This is a genomic window from Plebeiibacterium sediminum, from assembly GCF_026013605.1.
GTDB lineage: Bacteria > Bacteroidota > Bacteroidia > Bacteroidales > Marinilabiliaceae > Saccharicrinis > Saccharicrinis sediminus.
Genome location: NZ_JAPDPJ010000033.1, coordinates 45,349 through 65,942 on the forward strand (window position 1 = coordinate 45,349; position 20,594 = coordinate 65,942).

Annotated in this window: 14 protein-coding genes; 12 read left to right on the forward strand and 2 right to left on the reverse strand. The window is 32.8% G+C overall.

Features of this window, described 5'->3' with window-relative positions; all coding sequences use genetic code 11:
• The first annotated feature begins 7 nt into the window (after window positions 1-7).
• The 3 genes from OM075_RS14255 to OM075_RS14265 all read left to right on the forward strand — a co-directional run bounded on the left by OM075_RS14255 (window position 8) and on the right by OM075_RS14265 (window position 3,086).
• A complete protein-coding gene (locus OM075_RS14255; RefSeq protein WP_301191200.1) occupies window positions 8-961 on the forward strand; it encodes a PhoH family protein in 954 nt (317 codons plus the stop codon).
• Window positions 962-1,038: 77 nt separating this feature from the next.
• Entirely contained in the window at window positions 1,039-2,313 is a 1,275-nt protein-coding gene (locus tag OM075_RS14260) for a double-cubane-cluster-containing anaerobic reductase (RefSeq protein ID WP_301191201.1), read from the forward strand.
• A gap of 26 nt (window positions 2,314-2,339) precedes the next feature.
• On the forward strand, window positions 2,340-3,086 hold the full coding sequence (locus OM075_RS14265) for an acyl-CoA dehydratase activase (protein WP_301191202.1): 747 nt from the start codon (window positions 2,340-2,342) through the stop codon (window positions 3,084-3,086).
• A gap of 67 nt (window positions 3,087-3,153) precedes the next feature.
• Here OM075_RS14265 and OM075_RS14270 read toward each other — a convergent pair whose 3' ends face one another.
• The gene (locus tag OM075_RS14270) at window positions 3,154-3,873 is read right to left on the reverse strand and encodes a hypothetical protein (protein WP_301191203.1); all 720 of its coding nucleotides are present in this window, start codon (window positions 3,871-3,873) and stop codon (window positions 3,154-3,156) included.
• Between the two features lie 201 nt (window positions 3,874-4,074).
• Between OM075_RS14270 and OM075_RS14275 the strand changes: the two genes are divergently transcribed.
• The 7 genes from OM075_RS14275 to OM075_RS14305 all read left to right on the forward strand — a co-directional run bounded on the left by OM075_RS14275 (window position 4,075) and on the right by OM075_RS14305 (window position 13,578).
• Entirely contained in the window at window positions 4,075-5,214 is a 1,140-nt protein-coding gene (locus tag OM075_RS14275; protein WP_301191204.1) for a carboxypeptidase-like regulatory domain-containing protein, read from the forward strand.
• Between the two features lie 99 nt (window positions 5,215-5,313).
• Window positions 5,314-6,429 carry a universal stress protein gene (locus OM075_RS14280; RefSeq protein ID WP_301191205.1) on the forward strand — a complete coding sequence of 372 codons (1,116 nt, stop codon included), beginning with the start codon at window positions 5,314-5,316 and terminating at the stop codon, window positions 6,427-6,429.
• Window positions 6,430-6,468: 39 nt separating this feature from the next.
• A complete protein-coding gene (locus OM075_RS14285; RefSeq protein ID WP_301191206.1) occupies window positions 6,469-7,359 on the forward strand; it encodes a hypothetical protein in 891 nt (296 codons plus the stop codon).
• A gap of 356 nt (window positions 7,360-7,715) precedes the next feature.
• On the forward strand, window positions 7,716-10,148 hold the full coding sequence (thrA, locus tag OM075_RS14290) for a bifunctional aspartate kinase/homoserine dehydrogenase I (protein ID WP_301191207.1): 2,433 nt from the start codon (window positions 7,716-7,718) through the stop codon (window positions 10,146-10,148).
• 140 nt (window positions 10,149-10,288) lie between these two features.
• On the forward strand, window positions 10,289-11,494 hold the full coding sequence (locus OM075_RS14295) for a cofactor-independent phosphoglycerate mutase (RefSeq protein WP_301191208.1): 1,206 nt from the start codon (window positions 10,289-10,291) through the stop codon (window positions 11,492-11,494).
• Between the two features lie 13 nt (window positions 11,495-11,507).
• Complete coding sequence (gene thrC, locus OM075_RS14300; protein WP_301191209.1) at window positions 11,508-12,803, forward strand: threonine synthase; 1,296 nt, start codon at window positions 11,508-11,510, stop codon at window positions 12,801-12,803.
• Window positions 12,804-12,930: 127 nt separating this feature from the next.
• Window positions 12,931-13,578 carry a tetratricopeptide repeat protein gene (locus OM075_RS14305; protein WP_301191210.1) on the forward strand — a complete coding sequence of 216 codons (648 nt, stop codon included), beginning with the start codon at window positions 12,931-12,933 and terminating at the stop codon, window positions 13,576-13,578.
• 237 nt (window positions 13,579-13,815) lie between these two features.
• Here OM075_RS14305 and OM075_RS14310 read toward each other — a convergent pair whose 3' ends face one another.
• Window positions 13,816-16,338 carry an ATP-dependent Clp protease ATP-binding subunit gene (locus OM075_RS14310; RefSeq protein ID WP_301191211.1) on the reverse strand — a complete coding sequence of 841 codons (2,523 nt, stop codon included), beginning with the start codon at window positions 16,336-16,338 and terminating at the stop codon, window positions 13,816-13,818.
• 235 nt (window positions 16,339-16,573) lie between these two features.
• Here OM075_RS14310 and gyrA point away from each other — a divergent pair, with 235 nt between their 5' ends.
• On the forward strand, window positions 16,574-19,123 hold the full coding sequence (gyrA, locus tag OM075_RS14315; RefSeq protein WP_301191212.1) for a DNA gyrase subunit A: 2,550 nt from the start codon (window positions 16,574-16,576) through the stop codon (window positions 19,121-19,123).
• A 41-nt stretch (window positions 19,124-19,164) separates the two neighbouring features.
• Complete coding sequence (locus OM075_RS14320; RefSeq protein ID WP_301191213.1) at window positions 19,165-20,328, forward strand: tetratricopeptide repeat protein; 1,164 nt, start codon at window positions 19,165-19,167, stop codon at window positions 20,326-20,328.
• Window positions 20,329-20,594: the final 266 nt, after the last annotated feature.

A 20,594-nucleotide genomic window follows, 5' to 3' on the forward strand; every position in this document is an offset into this window, starting at 1 on the left:
AATATATATGATAGAAAAACTAATTTATCTTGAATCGGTAGATTTAATTGAGTTTTTAGGGGTAAAGAACGTAAAACTCGAAATTTTAAGAAATAAGTTTCCAAAATTACGAATCGTAGCACGAGGAGATTGGTTAAAAGCCATGGGAGATGCGGAAGAAGTAGCTGCTTTTGAAGAAAAGGTTCACTTATTAATTGATCATTACAACGAATATAATGTACTTAGCGAGCATTCTATTGTAGAAATTATAGATAGTGGAATAGCCGGAAAGAAAAAAGAAGTTGATGATGTTATTCTTTATGGCGTTAACGGAAAACCAATCCGAGGTAGAACTCCAAATCAGCAGTTGTTTGTAAAAGAATACGATAAAAATGACCTGATACTAGCCATTGGACCAGCAGGTTCTGGTAAAACATACACTGCAATAGCTTTAGCTGTAAGAGCACTAAAGAGACGTGAAGTAAGAAGAATTATTTTAAGTAGACCAGCTGTTGAAGCTGGCGAAAAATTAGGCTTTTTACCAGGAGATATGAAGGAAAAGATAGATCCTTATTTACAACCTTTATATGATGCTTTACAGGATATGATTCCATCTGCCAAGCTTAAAGATTACATGGAAAATGGTACCATTCAGATTGCTCCTTTAGCATATATGCGTGGCCGTACTTTAAACGAGGCTTTTGTTATTTTGGATGAAGCTCAGAATACAACCGCCAATCAAATTAAGATGTTTTTAACCCGTATGGGGCAAAGTACGAAGTATGTGGTTACTGGCGATATTACACAAATCGACTTACCTAAAACATCAATGTCGGGATTGGTTCAGGCTATGAAAATTCTTAAAAATGTAAAGGGAATTAAAACGATTCAGTTTACAGTTAAAGATATTGTACGACATCCTTTAGTTCAGCGAATTGTTGAAGCTTATGATAAGCATTGGCAAAAGACGTTGGAAGAATAGTTGTTTTTAAGGTACCTGTTGCATTTTATCTGGTGCAATAATAAATTGAAATTTATAATCAAATCATAGTTATAATAATGTCTGACTATACAAAAATGTGGACCGATCTAGGTCTGGATAACGATAATCATAATGCTTTACTTGAAGCATTAGGTGGTGCCTACCAATCCATTTACATGGCTCAGGAAAAAAGAGCAAAAGGAATGGAATACTTTGATTTTGTAATGAGTGAAGCTCATGGGTTAAGAATCAAAGAATTATGTGATGAGAAAGAAGCAGGTAAAAAAATTATTGGTTCCTTTTGTGTGTTTGTTCCAGAAGAAATGGTTCTTGCAGCAGGTTGTACTGCCGTGGGATTATGTTCTGGCGCTGATTTTGCTCAGGAAGAAGTGGAACAGGTTATTCCTCGTAATACTTGTTCATTAATTAAGTCTTTCTTTGGATTTAAACTTGGTAAGGTTTGTCCTTATATGGAAGTGGCAGATTTAATTGTTGGTGAAAATACCTGCGATGGAAAGAAAAAATCATTTGAAACATTTAAGGATCTTGTTCCTAATTTTTATCAAATGGATTTACCTCAAACAAAAACACCGGAGTCTAAACAAATGCTTAAACAAGAGTTTATGAAATTCATACAGCAGTTGGAAGAAATGACTGGTAATAAGGTGACTTTTGAAGGTTTAAAACAAGGTATTGCTTCTGTTAATGCCAAACGAAAAGCTTTGCATCGCTTGAGTAGTTTAAGAGCAGCTAATCCATCACCAGTTTCTGGGCTTGATGCACTATTGATTAATCAGGTTTCGTTCTTAGATAATATCGATCGTTTTACAGAAAATGTAAATGCAATTTGTGATCATATAGAGCTTGATATTAAAGAAAATAAGGGTGTAAAAGAAGCCAACTTACCCCGTATTGTTATTTCAGGTTGTCCAATGGCTGTGCCTAACTGGAAATTACCTTCTGTTATTGAATCTTCAGGTGCAGTAATCGTTGGTGAAGAGTCTTGTATTGGAGAAAGAGGCTTACGTAATCTAACAGATGATTCAGCAACAACTTTGGATGGATTAATTGATGCTATTGTGGATCGTTATTTCCAAATTGATTGTGCTGTTTTTACACCGAATAATGAGCGTGTTGATCATATTCAGGAAATGGTAGAGAAGTATAATGCTGATGGTGTGATACATTACGGACTTCAGTTCTGTCAGCCATATATTATGGAATCATTTTCAGTTGAAAAACAGTTGGAGAAGAAAGGAATTCCTGTTTTAAGAATAGAAACTGATTATAGTCAGGAGGATTTAGGTCAGTTATCTACCAGAGTAGAGGCTTTTGTAGAAATGATCAAGTAACGGGCTCATTCTTAAAGAATTTTTCAATGAAGTGTGCAGGGATTGATATTGGTTCAAGAAGTATAGAATTAGTTGTTATTGAAAATGGTCAGCAAATTGTTTCTCGACAAACAGAGTCTGGTCATAATCCTGTTGAGCGAATTAAAGAATTGATTTCAGATGTTTCGTTTGATAAAATTATGGCTACGGGTTATGGACGATCTATAGCTGAGGTAACTTTCGATTTTTCAACAGTAACAGAAATTAAAGCATATGGAGTAGGAGCTGCCAGTTTATATCCCGGAATCAGAGGTGTATTGGATATTGGAGGTCAGGATACGAAAGTGATTTCCTTAAATGAAAAGGGAAAGGTGCTTAAGTTTGAAATGAATGATAAGTGTGCCGCCGGTACCGGAAAGTTTCTGGAAATGATGGCTACTTCTTTGGGATATACTTCTGAAACGATAGGGGAATCTGCTTTGCTTGGCAATAAAGGTATTGAAATAAATAGTATGTGTGCTGTATTTGCTGAGTCTGAGGTTACTTCCTTGATGGCTAAAGGGTGTCATCGTAATGATATTGCACTAGCAATACATCAATCGGTTTGCAAAAGGGCAATTGGAATGATTCGAAGGCAGAATATGAATTTTCCTTTGATGTTTGCCGGAGGTGTTGCTAATAATGTTTGCATGGTTCATTTGTTAAAAGAAGCAGTTGGCCCGGATATCATAGTTCCAGAATCTCCTCAGTTTGTAGGAGCTTATGGGGCAGCTATTCTTGCAGGAGAAAATTAAGAAATAAAAAACGGCATTAGTCAATTTAAAACTAATGCCGTTTGTATTTTATAAGATTAATATCTTTTTAATAATGACCTAATTCCTTAGCTATTTTATCAATATTCTTGTTTTTATTAGGATCTATTGTCTGATTATTCGAATTTGCAGTTAGCATTTCCTTTCTTAATTCAATAAAGGTTTTTGATATGGTTTCAAGTTTTTCTTTATTTGAAATAAGTTGCTGCTCAAACGAAACTAATTTTTGTTTGTTTAGTTTCAGTTCTTTAGTCATCGTTTGGTTCGAAGTGCTTAGTTTTGCATATTTATCCTTTTGAAGAGCCATTTCATCTTCAAGTTGTGTAAATCTCTCTTTTGAAAGTTTAAGAGCATATTTAATACTGGCAGTATCTCTTATTAGTTTTTGATTGTCTTTTTTAAGATCTTCAAGTTCACTTAAAACAGATTGAGAAGTTTGTTTTTGTGATTTGTATTTATTTAAAGTTGTCTGAAGTTCATTCTCAAGCTTATCGTTTAAGTCAGAAAGCTGTGTTACTTTTACCAATAAATCACTCATTTCATCCGATTTAACAGCATTGCTCAGGTGAAGTTCATTTTTCATTTCTTCAAACTCCTTAACCATTACGTTAACCTTGCTGTTAAGGTCTTTATTTTCATCTTGTACGGAATTCAGTTTTTTATTCAGCTTTGAATTTTCAAGTAATGCAGCATCGTATTTCTTTTTTGAAACAACACAACTGTTTAATGATAGAGAAAGTATAATTCCTAATATGATTTGTTTTCGCATTATATCTTATTTGAGTTAATAAATACAAACCAAAAGTAGTAAAGTTTTTTTAATCACTATTCAATTAACCAATCTGATTATTTGATTCAAAATAATATGAAGTTGTTGAGGTTTATTTATAAATTAGCCTTCTTTAATTTTAAAGTTATTCTGATTGTTTTGGTAATACATCAGAAAATAAAAGATACAAACATGAAACAAATGAAGTATTATATATCTGTGTTTTTAATCCTTAGTATTGCAATGACCTTTTCACACATTGTAGCTCAAAATTTTACGGTAAAAGGAGTGGTATTAAATGCAGAAACAAATATGCCTGTAGAGTTTGCTAATATTGGGGTTGAAAATACTTATTTAGGAACAGCATCTGATTTAAATGGTTATTTTGAGTTGGAATTATCAAATGCTTTGAGTGATAAAACTGTGATGATTTCAGCTGTGGGTTATAAAACAAAATCGTTTGCAGTGAGTAATTGGGTAGATGTGGAAGATGTTAAAATACAATTGATTCCAATGAATTATGATCTTTCAGAGGTTGATGTAACTGCCAAATCAAAAATAGGCTACGGAATTATAAAATCGGCATCAAATCTAATCTCTGATAATTATAATACGCATGCATTCTCATATAAATGTTTTCTGAATACCTCAAATGGTAATGGAAATGAAAGTTCGCAAATATTTTTAATGACGGACAAAACAGGATATCAATCACGCACATTTACTGATGCATTTGAAAATAGAAACTACAAAGTGATTGAAAACTCAAAACAAGAAGAACCTCAGAGTTTTTCAGAAGGATTAACGTTTATTGATCAGGTTATTAATAGTGATATTGTACGTTGTCCTGGTAATATTTTATCAACCGAAAGTGTAAGTGATTTTGAAATAAAAATTGAAGGAACAGATGTATTTGATGGAGATTCTGTTTGGGTAATCTCTTATGAAAGTAATAAACCTACTATTCAAAATTGTGGAGATCCTAATGCAAATAGTTATTCCGGAAAAATATGGATTACAGTAAACAATAATGTAATATTGAAAAACAGCAGTGTCGTTACCCGAAATAATACATTTATTCATGGAAATGATTTTAATGAACCCCAAAATGCTCCGGAAGCTAAGGTTCAATATGAAACTGAAGTAACTTATCGTAAAAGTGAAGAAGGGTTTATTTTAAATACAGTTGATTATAAGTACACTATAAATTCAAAAGTGTCAAAAGTATTTCTTAAAGTAATAGATGTTATTCCTTTCGATGGTTCTATCAAAGGGCGTCAATATTTCAATAACGAAAAATATAATAGTCATTTCTGGAACTCATTCAAAAAGCCTGAATAAATAATACCTATTTTATTACTTGAAGTAAGCTTTCTAATATTGGCTTTTGTGTGATTATTTTCTTAAATTATAGTCAGGAAACATTTAAATTTTTTGGCTATGGATGATAAGATTATTACACTGGCAACACTTACCTATGAAAAGTCTCACTTGGTAAAATCACTTCTCGAAAATGAGGGGATAGATTGTTTCTTAGAGCATATTAATTTAATACAGGGAGCTATATCATCCGGGGTTCAGATTAATATTAAAGAAGTTGATTTTGAACAAGCTATGATGGTGTTTGATGCTATTCGTGAAGCTGATTATGACGTGAAGCGAAAAGAGATTAAACTGGATAAGAATATTAAGATTTTATGCCCTGTTGATTTTTCTGAATATTCTAAAAAAGCTGTTGATTTTGCCTTTGATTGGGTTAGTAGATTAAAAGGAGAGATTACATTATTTAATTCTTATTTCTCACCTGTTAATAGTGGATTGCCATTTAGTGATTCCTATGTTTATGATGTAAATCTTGAAGATTTGAGTTCTGATTTAAGAGATGAAAGCGAAACTAAGATTAAAGAAATTGAGAAAGAGCTTAAGCATAAGGTTAAGGAAGATGAATTAAAGGGTGTTAAAATTCATTCCGTAGTAAAAAGAGGGGTTGCTGAAGATGAAATATTAGGCTATAGTCAATTCTATGAACCTTCAGTAATTGTTATGGGAACCAGAGGTGTTGATAAAAAGAAGGTTGATTTAATAGGAAGTGTTACTGCAGAAATATTTGAATTGGCTAAGCGACCCGTTTTGGCTATTCCAGAAAGTTTTAATTATACAGGTATAGATAATATTAAAAATATCGGATACCTATCCACTTTTAGTGATGTTGATTTTTTAGCCTTGGAAAAACTATCTCAAATAGTTAACCCTTTAGATGTTAATATAATTTGTTGTCACATTACCAGTGAGGAAACATACAATAAAGATAATGTGAAGCTTGACGGTTTAATGGAGCATTTTCGTAAACATAAAATAAATAAGAATTTACAGTTTGAATTAATAAAGAATGAGGATTTTTTGGTTGGTGTAGAAAGTTTTGTTCAGTCTTATGGTATTGATATATTATCATTTACAGCCTATAAACGTAATTTAATAACAAGGCTGCTAAATGCGTCAGTTGCCAAAAAAATGCTTTTCCATTCAACAACACCTCTGTTGGTATTTCATGCATAATTTTATATTTTTAGCATTGAATTATAATGAATTACCTTAATGGGGTTAAACCGTATAGTAATAGGTTTTATTTTTAATTTATTAGTACTACATATTTCGGGGTTTGCACAAAGTAATTATCCCGTTAGTGGAACTGTATTGATTAGAGATGGCAAGGTAACAAAAACCTCACTTATGGTTCAATCGGGTTCTGGTGAGGTTAAAGTTCCTGTTGATATTAACGGTAATTTTCTAACCTACTTAAAGTGGGATACTAATTATAAGCTCTATTTTTCAAAAATAGGGTATGTCACTAAATGTGTAGAGTTTTCAACGCAACTACCTTCTTCGGTATCAAAAAATACAATTTATCCATACGAGATATTGGTTGAGTTGTTTCCAATGTTTCCGGATGTAGATACTATGTTTTTTAAGAATCCGGTGGCACGAATTCATTACTCCGAAGAAATTAATGATTTTGATTACGATCTGGACTATCAACTTACTGTTAAAAGAAAGTTGGAAGAAATTAAAAAGAAATATCAGAACTGGTTAATTCAAAAATCTAAAGATGATAGCAGAACCATAAGTAGCTCGCTCAAAAAAAATCCTAAAGAGGAAGTTGTCCGTTATCAAAAAAATGTAGAAACATCAAAATCTATTACAGCTGTTGTACCTAAAACAACGGTGGCCAGAAAACCCACGGTTAAGAAAGAGGAAAATCCGTTTGGAGTACCTCCGTTAAAAAGTTATTATCCTGAAGGTAAAACGGTTGAGTCATTTCAGTTACAAGGAAAAACTGTTGTAAGGATTATTATGAAAAAGGGTCCTTATCAGAAAGCATATTTTGAAGTAAAACATAATTGGGGTGGGCAATATTACTTTGTTCAGGAATCGCCAACATATTATAGAAGCATTTCAAAATATAACTTTGATAAATCTGTAAGATGATAAATGTGATGAGTAAGAATGGTCTTCTTAACTTATTGCTGTTAATACCTGTTAAATGTCATGTTTTTCTTTTGTAATAGGAATTAAAAGTATACATTTGCATTACAATTAATAAGGAAAAACGCAAAAGGACTAATGGTTTATTACTCAATCCATACAATTATCACCACTACTACTTCCACATTCACCCCTTGGGGGGTCTAAATTGTATTCCTTAAAAAGAAAGGTATGTTATACATAATTATAACATATTAATCGCAAAAAAAAGTCTGAATAAAATAGTTAGTTTTACTCAAAAGTTTTGTTAATATCACTTTGTTATTCTCGTTAGAGATTCACATTTTCAAATATAGGTTATGAAAGTATTGAAGTTTGGCGGAACATCCGTTGGTTCATCTGATAGTATCTTAAAAGTAAAAAAAATCGTTGAAGAGCAGAAAGAACAACTTGTTGTTGTTGTGTCTGCTGTAGGAGGTGTTACCGATCAACTTATTAAAGCAGCAAATCTGGCCAAAAAAGGTGAAAATATTTGTTTTGATGTTTTAAGTGAAGTAAAAGAAAAACATTATAATATAATCGGAGAGCTATTCCCTCTGGATATTGCTCAAACCATTAAGTTTAAAACCGATCAGTTATTTGACGAAGTAAGCACCATTATTAAAGGTGTATACATGTTAAAGGAAATTACCGAAAAAAGTGAAGCCATTATATCTTCATTTGGAGAAAGAGTATCGTCATTTATTATATCTCAACTTTTTGAAGGAGGTAAATTGTTTGAATCTCAGAAATTTATAAAAACTGATAAAGTTTTTGGAAAGGACACTGTTGATTTTGAAGAAACGGAAAAAAGATTACTTGAGGTTAAAGATGAATTAGTTCAGGTAAATGTGTTTCCAGGGTTTATAGCTTGTAATAAAAAGGATGAAGTTACTACTTTAGGTAGAGGAGGTTCTGATTATACTGCTGCTATTATTGCTGCAACATATGATGCTGAAGTTTTGGAGATTTGGACGGATGTAAATGGATTTATGACCGCAGATCCTCGTATTATCAGTAGAGCATATTGTATTGACAAATTGAGCTATTCAGAAGCAATGGAATTGTCGCATTTTGGTGCAAAGGTGATTTATCCACCAACAATTTTACCTGTTTACAAAAAGAGTATTCCTATTCTTATTAAAAATACATTTAATCCTGAAGCTCAGGGTACTTTAATTAATGATGAAAAAGAACCTTTAAAAGACAAAAAGATTAAAGGTATTTCATCGATTAAAGATGTTTCTCTGCTGACTATTCAGGGAATAGGGATGATTGGAGTTACTGGTATTGCCATGCGATTGTTTAAATCAATGGCTCAGGAAAATATTAATGTAATTCTGATTTCTCAGGCATCCTCAGAAAATTCAATCTCAATTGTTATTGAAAGTGCGGTTTCAAAAAAGGCAGTTAAACTCGTAGAAAAGGAGTTTAAAGCTGAAATTGCATTAAATCAGGTTAATAATATATCTGTAGAAACTGATATGGCAGTAATTGCCATCGTAGGTGAGAATATGAAACATACAACAGGTATTTCTGGTAAGCTTTTCAATAGCATGGGACGTAATGGTGTTAATATATATGCTATTGCTCAAGGAGCTTCTGAGTTAAATATTTCTTTTGTTGTAAAAGAAAAAGATCTGAAAAAAGGATTGAATACTGTTCATGAGGCATTCTTTTTATCTCATTTTACAGTATTAAACTTGTTTTTAATTGGAACAGGAACTGTAGGTAAAATGTTAATTGAGAAAATTAACAATCAGTCTGAAAAACTTTTAAATGAAAACAAATTAAGACTTAGAGTTGCAGGTATTACCAATAGTCGTAAAATGATGTTGAATCCACAGGGACTTGTAGTTAATGGGATTTTAAATGATTTAATGGCTGAAGGTGAGCAGGCTAATTTAGATGTGTTTACTCAAAGGGTTAAAGATTATAATCTGGCCAATAGTATAGTTGTTGATTGTACTGCAAATCAGGCCATTTCAGAAATTTATCAAGGATTATTGGAATCTAATATTTCTGTCGTAACTGCAAATAAGATTGCTACTTCTTCGGGATATGAGTCTTATCAAAAATTAAAAACTACTGCTCTGAATAAGGGTGTTAAGTTTTTATTTGAAACTAATGTTGGAGCAGGATTACCAATTATCGGACCATTGAATAATTTGGTAATGAGTGGTGATAAAATCTTAAAGTTAGAAGCAGTATTGTCAGGAACCTTAAATTATATAGTAAATACGGTTGATGAAAATAAACCATTGTCTGAGGTTATTCTGGAAGCTAAGGAAAAAGGATTTAGTGAACCAGATCCACGTATTGACTTAAGTGGCACTGATGTTGTCAGAAAAATTTTAATTTTGGCAAGAGAGGCTGGTTATGAAATGGAACAAAGTGATATTGATGTGGTACCATTTGTTCCTCAGAAATATATGGACTGTGCGTCTCTTGAAGATTTTATGAAAGAAATTGTTGAGTACGACGGTGCTTTCGAACAGAAAAGAAAGGAATTGGCAAATGCAGGAAAGAAATTAAGATACGGTGCCAAGTTAGAGGGTGGGAAAGCAACTGTAGGATTTATAGAAATAGATTCAAAACATCCATTTTTTGATTTGGAAGGTAGTAACAATATAATTTTAATAAATTCTGAGCACTATAAAGAACATCCTATGCAAATTAAAGGATATGGTGCCGGAGCCGATGTTACAGCCGCAGGTGTTTTTGCCGATATTATTAAGGTGGCTAATAAATAGATGGTTTTCCTTTTGGTAGAAGTGTAAAAAACATTATTTAGTTTGTAAAAAATATAGCATTAATAAAAGGTATGAAACAATCGAATAGATAAATAATCTATCTGAGAGTTTTTGTGTACTTAGAAATAAATTGTAGTCCTATGAAATATTTAATAATACTTGCAGATGGCGCCTCAGATGAGCCAATTGAGGAACTGGGAGGAAAAACTCCTCTAATGGCTGCCAATACACCGAATATTGATAAGCTTTGCAAGCTTGGGGTTTCAGGATTATTAGATACTGTTCCTCCTTCATTACATCCGGGTAGTGAAGTAGCCAATATGATGGTAATGGGTTATGATGCCGCTAAATATTATAGAGGTAGGGGAGTTTTAGAAGCTGCTTCTATGGGAGTTAAAACTTCATTAAGTGATTTGGTTTTTAGATGTAATTTGATATCAATTGAAGATGAGAAGATTTTAAATCATTCAGCAGGACATATTACAACTGAAGAGGCTAAAGAAATTATGGAGTTTCTTCAGGAAAAATTGGGGTCTGATAAAGTTAATTTTTATCCAGGAGTTAGTTACCGACATTTATTGGTAGTTGATGGTGGAAGTGATAAAATAAATTGTGTGCCTCCTCATGACGTTCCTGGTACTCCTTACAAAGAAGTATTGCCTACAGTTCAAGAAAGCGATGCGCAGGGTACTGTTGATTTGATTATTGATTTGATGATGAAATCAAAAGAACTATTAAAAGATCATCCGGTAAATGTTAAAAGGAGAGAGGCTGGTAAACCTGCTGCAGATATGATATGGCCTTGGTCTGCTGGTAATACTCCAGATATGCCAACGTTAAAGGAATTATATGGAATTGAGTCGGGCGCTGTAATTTCGGCAGTTGACTTAATTTATGGATTAGGTGCTTATGCTGGACTAAAAGGTATCCATGTTGAAGGTTCTACAGGGTTATATGATACAAATTATGAAGGTAAAGCAGAAGCCGCAATAAATGCATTGAAAGAAAATCAATATGTGTACTTGCATATTGAAGCAAGTGATGAGGCTGGTCATGAAGGTGATTTTAAATTAAAGACTAAAACCTTGGAGTATCTTGACGAAAGGGTTGTAAAATATGTTATCGATGAGGTTGAAAAAATGGAGGAACCAGTTACCATCGCATTATTACCTGATCATCCAACTCCTTGTGCTCTACGAACTCATACCCGTGATGCAGTGCCATTTTTTATAACTAAACCAGGTTTAGAACCTGATGAGGTAACAGAATATAATGAAGAAGCTGCCAAGAAGGGAGCTTTCGGAAAAATTTATGGTCCTGAGTTTATGCAAACCTTGTTAAAATAATAAAGAAAAAATCATGCAATTTTATAGTACCAATTCTCAAAATAAAAAAGTTGATTTAAAAGATGCAGTTCTTAAAGGACTAGCTGAGGATAATGGTTTGTATATGCCTGAGCAGATTCCTGTTTTAGATCAATCGTTTTTTGATGATATTCAAAATAAATCACTTCAGGAAATCGGATATGAGGTGTTAAAACCATTTTTCTGTCCTGATATACCTGAGGCAGATTTTAAAGCTTTAGTAGATGATGCTTTAAATTTTGAAATACCAGTAGTTGAGGTAAGTAGAAATAAGTACGCACTAGAATTATTTCACGGGCCAACATTAGCATTTAAAGATGTTGGTGCAAGATTTATGGCCAGAATATTATCAAATTTTGTTAGTGGACAGGAAAAAGAGATTAATATTCTTGTGGCTACTTCAGGAGATACGGGTAGTGCTGTAGCTAATGGTTTTTATAAGGTTCCGGGTATTAATGTTTTTGTTTTATATCCTAAAGGACTGGTAAGTGAAGTACAGGAAAAACAATTTACAACTTTAGGTGAAAATATTACTGCTATTGAAGTAAATGGTACTTTTGATGACTGTCAGAGGATGGTAAAACAGGCATTTTTGGATAAGGAATTGAATGAAAAGTTAGTTTTAACATCGGCAAACTCCATTAACCTAGCTCGTTTATTACCTCAGTCAATTTATTATCATCACGCTTATGCTCAACTTAGAGCAAAGGGAATTGAAAATGATATTGTCATGTGTGTTCCAAGTGGAAACTTTGGAAATATTACTGCTGGATTGATTGCTCAATTAATGGGATTGCCTGTTAAAAGGTTTATTGCAGCTACAAATATTAATGATATAGTTCCTAAGTATCTTGAGTCCGGAAAATACAATCCGGCTCCATCTAAAGCAACAATAGCAAATGCAATGGATGTTGGTGATCCAAGTAACTTTGTTCGAATTTTAGATTTATACGGAGCTAAACATAAGGTGGTTTCTCAAAAAGTTGAAGGGTATTCTTATACTGATGAGGATATTCGTGATGTGATGAAAAAAACAGATGCTGATTTTGGATATGTTTTGGATCCTCATGGTGCAACTGCGTATATGGCTTTAGAAGATGGTTTAAAGGCAGGAGAAGTTGGTGTATTCCTTGAAACAGCTCACCCAACCAAGTTCCCGGAAGTTGTAGAACCGGAAATTGGAAGAAAATTAGATGTACCAGAGCGCCTGCAAGCTTTTATGAAAGGAGAACGTAAGAGTATTCAAATGGATGCTACTGTAGAAAAATTGAAGGCCTTTTTGATGAAATAGGTATAGTTTTTGCCAGATTTTGAGGAAATGTTTGACATTTATTAAGATTTTTTCAAAAAATAATTATTTTTACGAATCTTATAAAAATTGAACATTTTTTAATTAGAAATAATTCAAAACAAAAATTATGAAAAACATTTTATCAGTAGGGGTATTGTTATTTGCATTAATTGCAACAACATTTGCGCAGGATGAAAAAAGTGCAGCAGAATGGAAAAATGATGGTAATGCAGCGTTGAAATCAAAAGATTATAAAACAGCATTGGCATCGTATGAAGCTGCTATTAAAAATTGGGATGAGGCAGAAGAAATGGATGCAGCTATGGTTTATAATACTGCAACATGCGCAAGAAAATTAAACAAAAACGAACTTTCAATTAAGTATTATAATCAATCTATAGATTTAGATTATAAAGCTGATATTTCCACTTATTACATTGGTAAAGCTTATAAGGAAATGGATAAGATGGGAGAGATGGAAAAAGTTCTTTTAGCAGGTATTAAAGATTATGCAACAAGTAAGTATGTTGCTCATATGAAAAAAGAATTGGCAATTTATTACGTTAAGGATGCTAATGATTATTTTTCAAAAGGCGTTTCATTGTTAAACACTCGTACCGATGCAAATCGTGACCAATGGGATGCTATTAAGGGAAAAGCTAAGGTTGAGTTTGATAAAGCTGTTGAGCTTGCAAATAAGGCATTAGAATTCCAGGCAACTAATGAAGCAGCTAAAACTATTGTTACTAAATCTGCAGAGTTAATGAATAGCTAATTACATTAATTTTATAAAACAAAAAAGGATTGTTCTTATGAGCAATCCTTTTTTTGTTTTAAGGGCATTTGTGTTGTCGCGTAGGTTGATTATTATTGTTTATCTAATAAAGTCGTAATATTATTTAAGTAATAATTGAATCAGTCGTAGTCTTGTTTTCGGACATAGAATAAATAAAAAAAGGATGTCTTTAATTGTGAAGACATCCTTTGTATTTATTAATGGATTGTAATTCTCTTATTCTTGAGGTTCATTTAAAGCCTTGTTATCTTTTAAGATTGAAGTGAAAATTTTGGTTTCTTCTTCATTAAAATCAACTTTAATTACATCACCTTCAGATACAGAAGCTTGAATAATAACTTCTGCCATCTCATCCTCAAGGTATTTTTGAATCGCTCTTTTTAGTGGTCTGGCTCCAAATTGAGAGTCAAATCCTTTTGAAGCAATAAAGTCTTTTGCAGCTTCAGTTAACTCAAGTTTATAGCCCAGGCTTTCAACTCTTGAGTATAAACCTTGTAATTCAATATCAATGATTTGATGAATATCTTCTTTCTCAAGAGAATTAAATACAATAACATCGTCAATTCTATTGATAAACTCAGGAGCAAAAGCTTTTTTAAGTGCTTTTTGAATTACGTGTCGAGCATGATCACTATCTGATTCTCTACTTGCAGGTTGGAATCCAACACCTCTTCCGAAGTCTTTTAATTCTCTGGAACCAATATTAGAAGTCATGATAATGATAGTGTTCTTAAAATCAACTTTTCTTCCCAGGCTGTCTGTTAATCTACCTTCATCCAAAACCTGAAGTAATAAATTAAATACATCTGGGTGAGCTTTTTCAATTTCATCTAAAAGCACTACAGAATAAGGGCGACGACGTACTTTTTCAGTTAACTGACCACCTTCTTCGTATCCTATATATCCCGGAGGTGCTCCAACAAGTCGTGATACAGAGAATTTTTCCATGTACTCACTCATGTCAATTCTAATAAGTGCGTCTGTAGAGTCAAATAAATATTTAGCCAATACTTTTGCTAAATGAGTTTTACCTACTCCTGTTGGTCCTAAAAATACAAATGAGCCAATAGGTCTGTTTGGATCTTTAAGTCCTGCTCTGTTTCTTTGAATTGCTTTTACAATCTTTTGAATGGCTTCTTCCTGGCCTATAACACTACCTTTAAGTTTATTACCCATCTGAAGCAATCTGAAGCCTTCAGCCTGAGCAACTCTTTGAACAGGAATTCCAGTCATCATGGCTACAACTTCAGCCACTTTTTCTACATCAACAGTTTCTTTGTGTTGTTGCAGTTCCTGTTCCCATTTTGCTTTTGCATTATTCAGGTCTTCCAGGTAATTCTTTTCCTTATCTCTGAAACTTGCAGCTAATTCAAAATTTTGAGCTTTAACAGCTTTAATTTTGTTTTCTTTAGTTTCTTCAATCTGTTCCTCTAATTTTAATATCGTTTCCGGAACAACAATATTTGAGATATGAACTCTTGAACCCGCTTCGTCTAAAGCGTCAATAGCCTTATCAGGTAAATGACGATCAGTAATGTATCTTTCGGTAAGTTTTACACAAGCTTCAATCGCTTCTGGTGTAAATTCTACATTATGGTGATCCTCATATTTCTCCTTAATGTTATTTAAAATTTCAACAGTCTCTTCAATTGAAGTTGGTTCAACCATTACTTTTTGAAATCTTCTTTCAAGGGCGCCATCCTTTTCAATGTGCTGACGATATTCGTCCAGAGTTGTAGCTCCAATACATTGAATTTCACCTCTGGCTAATGCTGGTTTTAGCATGTTTGCTGCATCTAATGATCCTGTTGCACCACCTGCTCCAACAATAGTGTGAATTTCATCAATGAAAAGAATAATGTTAGGATTCTTAGATAATTCATTAAGAATCGCTTTCATTCTTTCTTCAAATTGCCCTCGGTACTTGGTTCCGGCAACAATTGAAGCTAAGTCAAGAGTAATAACTCTCTTGTCAAAAAGAACTCTCGATACTTTCTTTTCGTAAATCCTAATAGCTAAACCTTCAGCAATGGCAGATTTACCAACACCTGGTTCTCCTATAAGAATTGGGTTGTTCTTTTTTCTTCGACTTAGAATTTGTGCCAGTCGTTCTATTTCATTTTCTCTTCCTACTATCGGATCAAGTTTACCTTCTTCCGCAGCATGAGTCATGTCTATTCCAAAATTATCTAATACCGGAGTATCAGAACCTTTTGAGCCACTAGAAGACCTTGGGGCATCAGAGCCTCCTCCTGAAGAAAATGGACTGTCCTGGTCATCATCTTCAGGTAAGTCAGCTTTTGCCAGTGGTTCATTTTTGGTAATAAGCCCTTTTACCTTTTCGTAATTAATTTTTTCTTCTGCCATAAGTTCAGATATAAAACCTCGGTTATCTTTTAATAAAGCTAATAACAAATGTCCAGTATTAATACTTTCGCTTTTTACCGATCTTGCTTCCAAATAAATTAAACGTAATATCCTTTCAGATGATTTTAATAATGGAATATGATCAGTATGCTCTAAAGATACATTTGTTTTTAATTTTGATTCGATGTTGCTTTTTAAGTCTTCTAAATCAACGTTTAGTTGAGTCAAAAGTTCAATAGCTGTTCCTTCTCCTTCTCTTAAAATGCCCAAAAATAAATGTTCCGGACTAATAAAAGGATTGCCAAGTCTTTCAGCTTCTTCCTTAGCAAAGCTTATCACATCATTAATTCTTTGCGAGAAATTTAAATTCATATTAAATCAATTTTAATAAGAAATTTAAAAATACAATTTATTTTAATTTTACACTATCTCAAGCCTTAAAAATAGTAATAAATAAGCGCTTTTGCGAAAGTTTATTACTTGTTGATAAATTGTGTAGGAAATCCCTTTAAAATTATAGTATAATTAACTAAATTAGGCCGTTCAAAAAAATAGGCTTTTATGGCCTTTTTTCGTTTGTAAATTCTAATTCATAATTTAATAATAAATGGCTGAAGGAGAGAAAATAATAAAAATCAATATTGAGGAAGAAATGAAATCTGCCTACATTGATTATTCAATGTCGGTAATCGTTTCCAGAGCACTTCCTGACGTAAGGGATGGGTTCAAGCCTGTTCACAGACGTGTTTTATACGGGATGAGTGAACTGGGAGTTTCTTCCACAAAGCCATATAAAAAATCAGCAAGAATCGTAGGAGAGGTTCTTGGTAAATACCACCCACATGGTGATTCTTCCGTATATTTTGCAATGGTACGTATGGCTCAGGATTGGTCCTTACGTTATCCGCTGGTTGATGGACAAGGAAACTTTGGTTCTGTAGATGGAGATAGTCCTGCAGCAATGCGTTATACTGAGGCGAGATTAAATAAGATTGCTGAAGAAACTTTAGTTGATATTGAAAAGCGTACTGTTGATTTTCAGTTAAACTTTGATGATTCATTGCAAGAACCTACTGTATTACCAACACGTATTCCTAATTTATTGGTAAACGGGGCTTCTGGTATTGCTGTGGGTATGGCAACTAATATGCCACCTCATAACTTAACAGAAATCATCAATGCAACTATAGCTTACATTGCAAATAATGAAATTGATATTGATGGATTATTAGAGTATGTAAAAGCTCCTGATTTTCCTACGGGAGGTGTAATTTATGGTTACAAAGGTGTAAAAGAAGCCTTTGAAACAGGTAGAGGTAGAGTTGTTGTAAGAGCTAAGGCTGAAGTTGAAACTGAAGCTAATGGACGAGAAAAAATCATTATTACTGAGATTCCATACTTAGTTAATAAGGCTGAATTAATTATGAAAATTGCAGACCTTGTTAATGAAAAGAAAATTGAAGGAATTTCAAATGTAAATGATGAGTCAGATAGACAAGGTATGCGTATTGTAGTTGATCTTAAAAAGGATGCAATTGCAAATGTTGTACTTAATAATCTATATAAACAAACTGCGTTACAATCTTCGTTTAGTGTAAATAATATTGCCTTAGTAAAAGGTCGTCCTCAAATGCTTAATTTAAAGGGGCTTATTAGTAACTTTGTTGAGCATAGACATGATGTTGTTACACGAAGAACTCAATATGAGTTAGAGCAAGCAGAAAAAAGAGCTCATATACTTGAGGGGTTAATTATTGCCAGTGATAATATTGATGAAGTAATTAAAATTATCAGAGCGGCAGCTAGTCCTGATGAGGCAAGAGAAAATCTTATTCAAAGATTTGAATTATCAGATATTCAGGCTCGTGCCATCGTGGATATGCGTCTTCGTCAGTTAACAGGACTAGAGCAAGATAAATTACGAGCTGAGTTTGAAGAATTGATGAAAGAAATAGCTAATTTAAAAGATATTTTAGCTAGCGAGCCTCGTAGAATGGAGATTATTACTACTGAATTAGAAGAAATCAGAGATAAATACGGTGATGACCGTAAAACAGATATCGTTTATTCTTCTGAAGAATTTAATCCTGAAGATTTTTATGCTGATGAAGAAATGGTAATTACTATTTCTCATATGGGTTATATTAAAAGAACTCCATTGGCAGAATTTCGTACTCAAAACAGGGGTGGTGTTGGATCTAAAGGCAGTACAACCAGAGATGAAGATTTTATTGAACATCTTTATCCTGCAACAATGCATAATACAATGCTATTCTTTACTAAAAAAGGAAGATGTTTCTGGTTGAAAGTATATGAAATTCCTGAAGGAGCTAAAAATACAAAAGGACGAGCTATTCAGAATTTATTGAATATTGAAGGTGATGATCAGGTAAAAGCATTTATTAAGGTTAAAAAACTAACTGAAGCTGATTACGTAAATAATCACTACATCATAATGGGTACTAAAAAAGGTATCATTAAAAAGTCATTACTTGCAGATTATTCTCGTCCTCGTGTTAATGGAGTTAACGCCATAACAATTAAGGAGGATGATGAGTTAATTCAAGCTAGATTAACTGAGGGTGAATCTGAAATCTTAATGGCTACAAGATCAGGTAGAGCTATTCGTTTTAACGAAACTAAGGTTAGATGTATTGGTCGTACAGGTCTGGGAGTAAGAGGTATAACAATGGATACCACTTCAGATGAGGTTGTTGGCATGATATGTGTAAGTGATGAAAATGAGGATATCCTTGTTGTGTCAGAAAAAGGTTTTGGAAAAAGATCAAAAATTGAAGACTACAGAATCACTAACAGAGGTGGTAAAGGTGTAAAAACAATGAAGATTACTGATAAAACCGGAGCCCTTATTACCATTAAAAATGTTACAGATGATAATGACTTAATGATCATCAATAAATCTGGTATTACAATCAGATTAGCATTATCAGAATTAAGAACAACAGGAAGAGCAACGCAAGGTGTAAAAGTAATAAATTTAAGAAATGGAGATGAAATTGCTTCTGTTGCTAAAGTTTCTGCATACAAGGAAGAGGAAATAGAGGAAGAGGAAATAGAGGAAGTAATTGAAGATGTTACTGAAGATTCTGAAAATGTTGGTGATTCATCTGAAGAGATTAATGACAATCAAGAATAATTGAATAGAAATTAAGAATCCACACAATAAAACTTAATATGATGAAGAAAACTATTTTATTATTAGTAAGTGTTATAGCTTTTTCGGCTGCTTATGCACAAAAGGGAAAAGTTACAACTGCAACAACTTTGCTTGATCAGGGTGATGTAGTTAAAGCTAAAGAAGCTATTGATGCTGCAATTACAAATGAAAAGAGTAATACTTGGCCTAAAACATATATTGTTGCAGCTAAAGTATATACAAAATTAGCTAAAGATGGTAAAGATGATCAAGGAATCATTAAAGCATCTGATTTTTACAAAAAAGCAATTGAGTTTGATAAAAAAGGTGACGAAAATGGTAAGAAAATTGGTCGTTACAAAAATGAAATTGGACAAGAGTTATTGTTTTTTGGAAATGAATTAACTAATGCCGGAGTTCAGGCTTTTAACAAAGAAGACTTTGCTGGTGCTGTTGCAGCTTTTGAAAGTTTATTAGAACTTAATAATAACGAATATACAATAGCCATCCAGGGTGAAAAAGTTGATACAGCTATTATTTATAATACAGCATTAGCTGCTTATAATGCAAAAGATTGGTCTGCTGCTGAAAAATATTTTGATCAGGCAATTGATTTAAAATATGGTGGTGGTGATGCAGTTCTTTTATTACACCAAGTTTTAGGATCAGCTCAGGATTCTGCTAAAATGGGACCTAACTTAATTAAAGGTTTTGAAACTTATCCTGAAGATGATAGAATCTTAACAGAGTTAATCAACTATTATTTAACTACAAAACAAAATGATAAGGCTCTTGATTACTTAAATAAAGCTATTGAAAGTGATCAGTCAAATCCATCATTTTATTATGCTCGTGCAGTATTAAATGATAATAGTAAGAATTTTGATGCAGCATTAGCTGACTATAACAAATGTTTAGAGTTAGATTCAGAATATTTCAATGCGCTTTTTAACCTTGGAGTAATGTACTTTAATAAGGGTGTTGAAGAAATGAATTTAGCTAATGCTGAAACTGATTTTAAAAAGTATGAAGCTCAAAAAGCTGTAGCAGAAGCTACATTTAAAGAATCTCTTCCATTCTTTGAAAGAGCTCGTTCTATTAAACCAGAAGAGGCGGCTGTTTTAGAAAGTTTAAAAACTCTTTATTACAGGTTTGAAATGATGGATAAGTATAACGAAGTTGATGCAACATTAAAGACTTTATAATATACAATAATATCAATTAAGTCAAGAGGCTATCTTATTAGAGATAGCCTCTTTTTTTTAGTCATCAGTTTAGTCCTGATAATGTATATTATAAGATATCTATCTCTTAAAATGTATTTTATTATTCGATTTTTAGTCTTGTATATATGCAATAGGTTATAATAATAATACATTTGATTAAACCATTGTGCCAAATATGTCATTGCAACTGGTTTTGTAATATGACGACTATATATAAGATATAGTTGATGTGAGAGATTATAGGC

Coding starts and splice junctions, on each gene's coding strand:
- OM075_RS14255 (WP_301191200.1), top strand. CDS start 8: ATGATAGAAAAACTAATTTATCTTGAATCGGTAGATTTAATTGAGTTT.
- OM075_RS14260 (WP_301191201.1), top strand. CDS start 1,039: ATGTCTGACTATACAAAAATGTGGACCGATCTAGGTCTGGATAACGAT.
- OM075_RS14265 (WP_301191202.1), top strand. CDS start 2,340: ATGAAGTGTGCAGGGATTGATATTGGTTCAAGAAGTATAGAATTAGTT.
- OM075_RS14270 (WP_301191203.1), bottom strand. CDS start 3,873: ATGCGAAAACAAATCATATTAGGAATTATACTTTCTCTATCATTAAAC.
- OM075_RS14275 (WP_301191204.1), top strand. CDS start 4,075: ATGAAGTATTATATATCTGTGTTTTTAATCCTTAGTATTGCAATGACC.
- OM075_RS14280 (WP_301191205.1), top strand. CDS start 5,314: ATGGATGATAAGATTATTACACTGGCAACACTTACCTATGAAAAGTCT.
- OM075_RS14285 (WP_301191206.1), top strand. CDS start 6,469: ATGGGGTTAAACCGTATAGTAATAGGTTTTATTTTTAATTTATTAGTA.
- thrA (WP_301191207.1), top strand. CDS start 7,716: ATGAAAGTATTGAAGTTTGGCGGAACATCCGTTGGTTCATCTGATAGT.
- OM075_RS14295 (WP_301191208.1), top strand. CDS start 10,289: ATGAAATATTTAATAATACTTGCAGATGGCGCCTCAGATGAGCCAATT.
- thrC (WP_301191209.1), top strand. CDS start 11,508: ATGCAATTTTATAGTACCAATTCTCAAAATAAAAAAGTTGATTTAAAA.
- OM075_RS14305 (WP_301191210.1), top strand. CDS start 12,931: ATGAAAAACATTTTATCAGTAGGGGTATTGTTATTTGCATTAATTGCA.
- OM075_RS14310 (WP_301191211.1), bottom strand. CDS start 16,338: ATGAATTTAAATTTCTCGCAAAGAATTAATGATGTGATAAGCTTTGCT.
- gyrA (WP_301191212.1), top strand. CDS start 16,574: ATGGCTGAAGGAGAGAAAATAATAAAAATCAATATTGAGGAAGAAATG.
- OM075_RS14320 (WP_301191213.1), top strand. CDS start 19,165: ATGAAGAAAACTATTTTATTATTAGTAAGTGTTATAGCTTTTTCGGCT.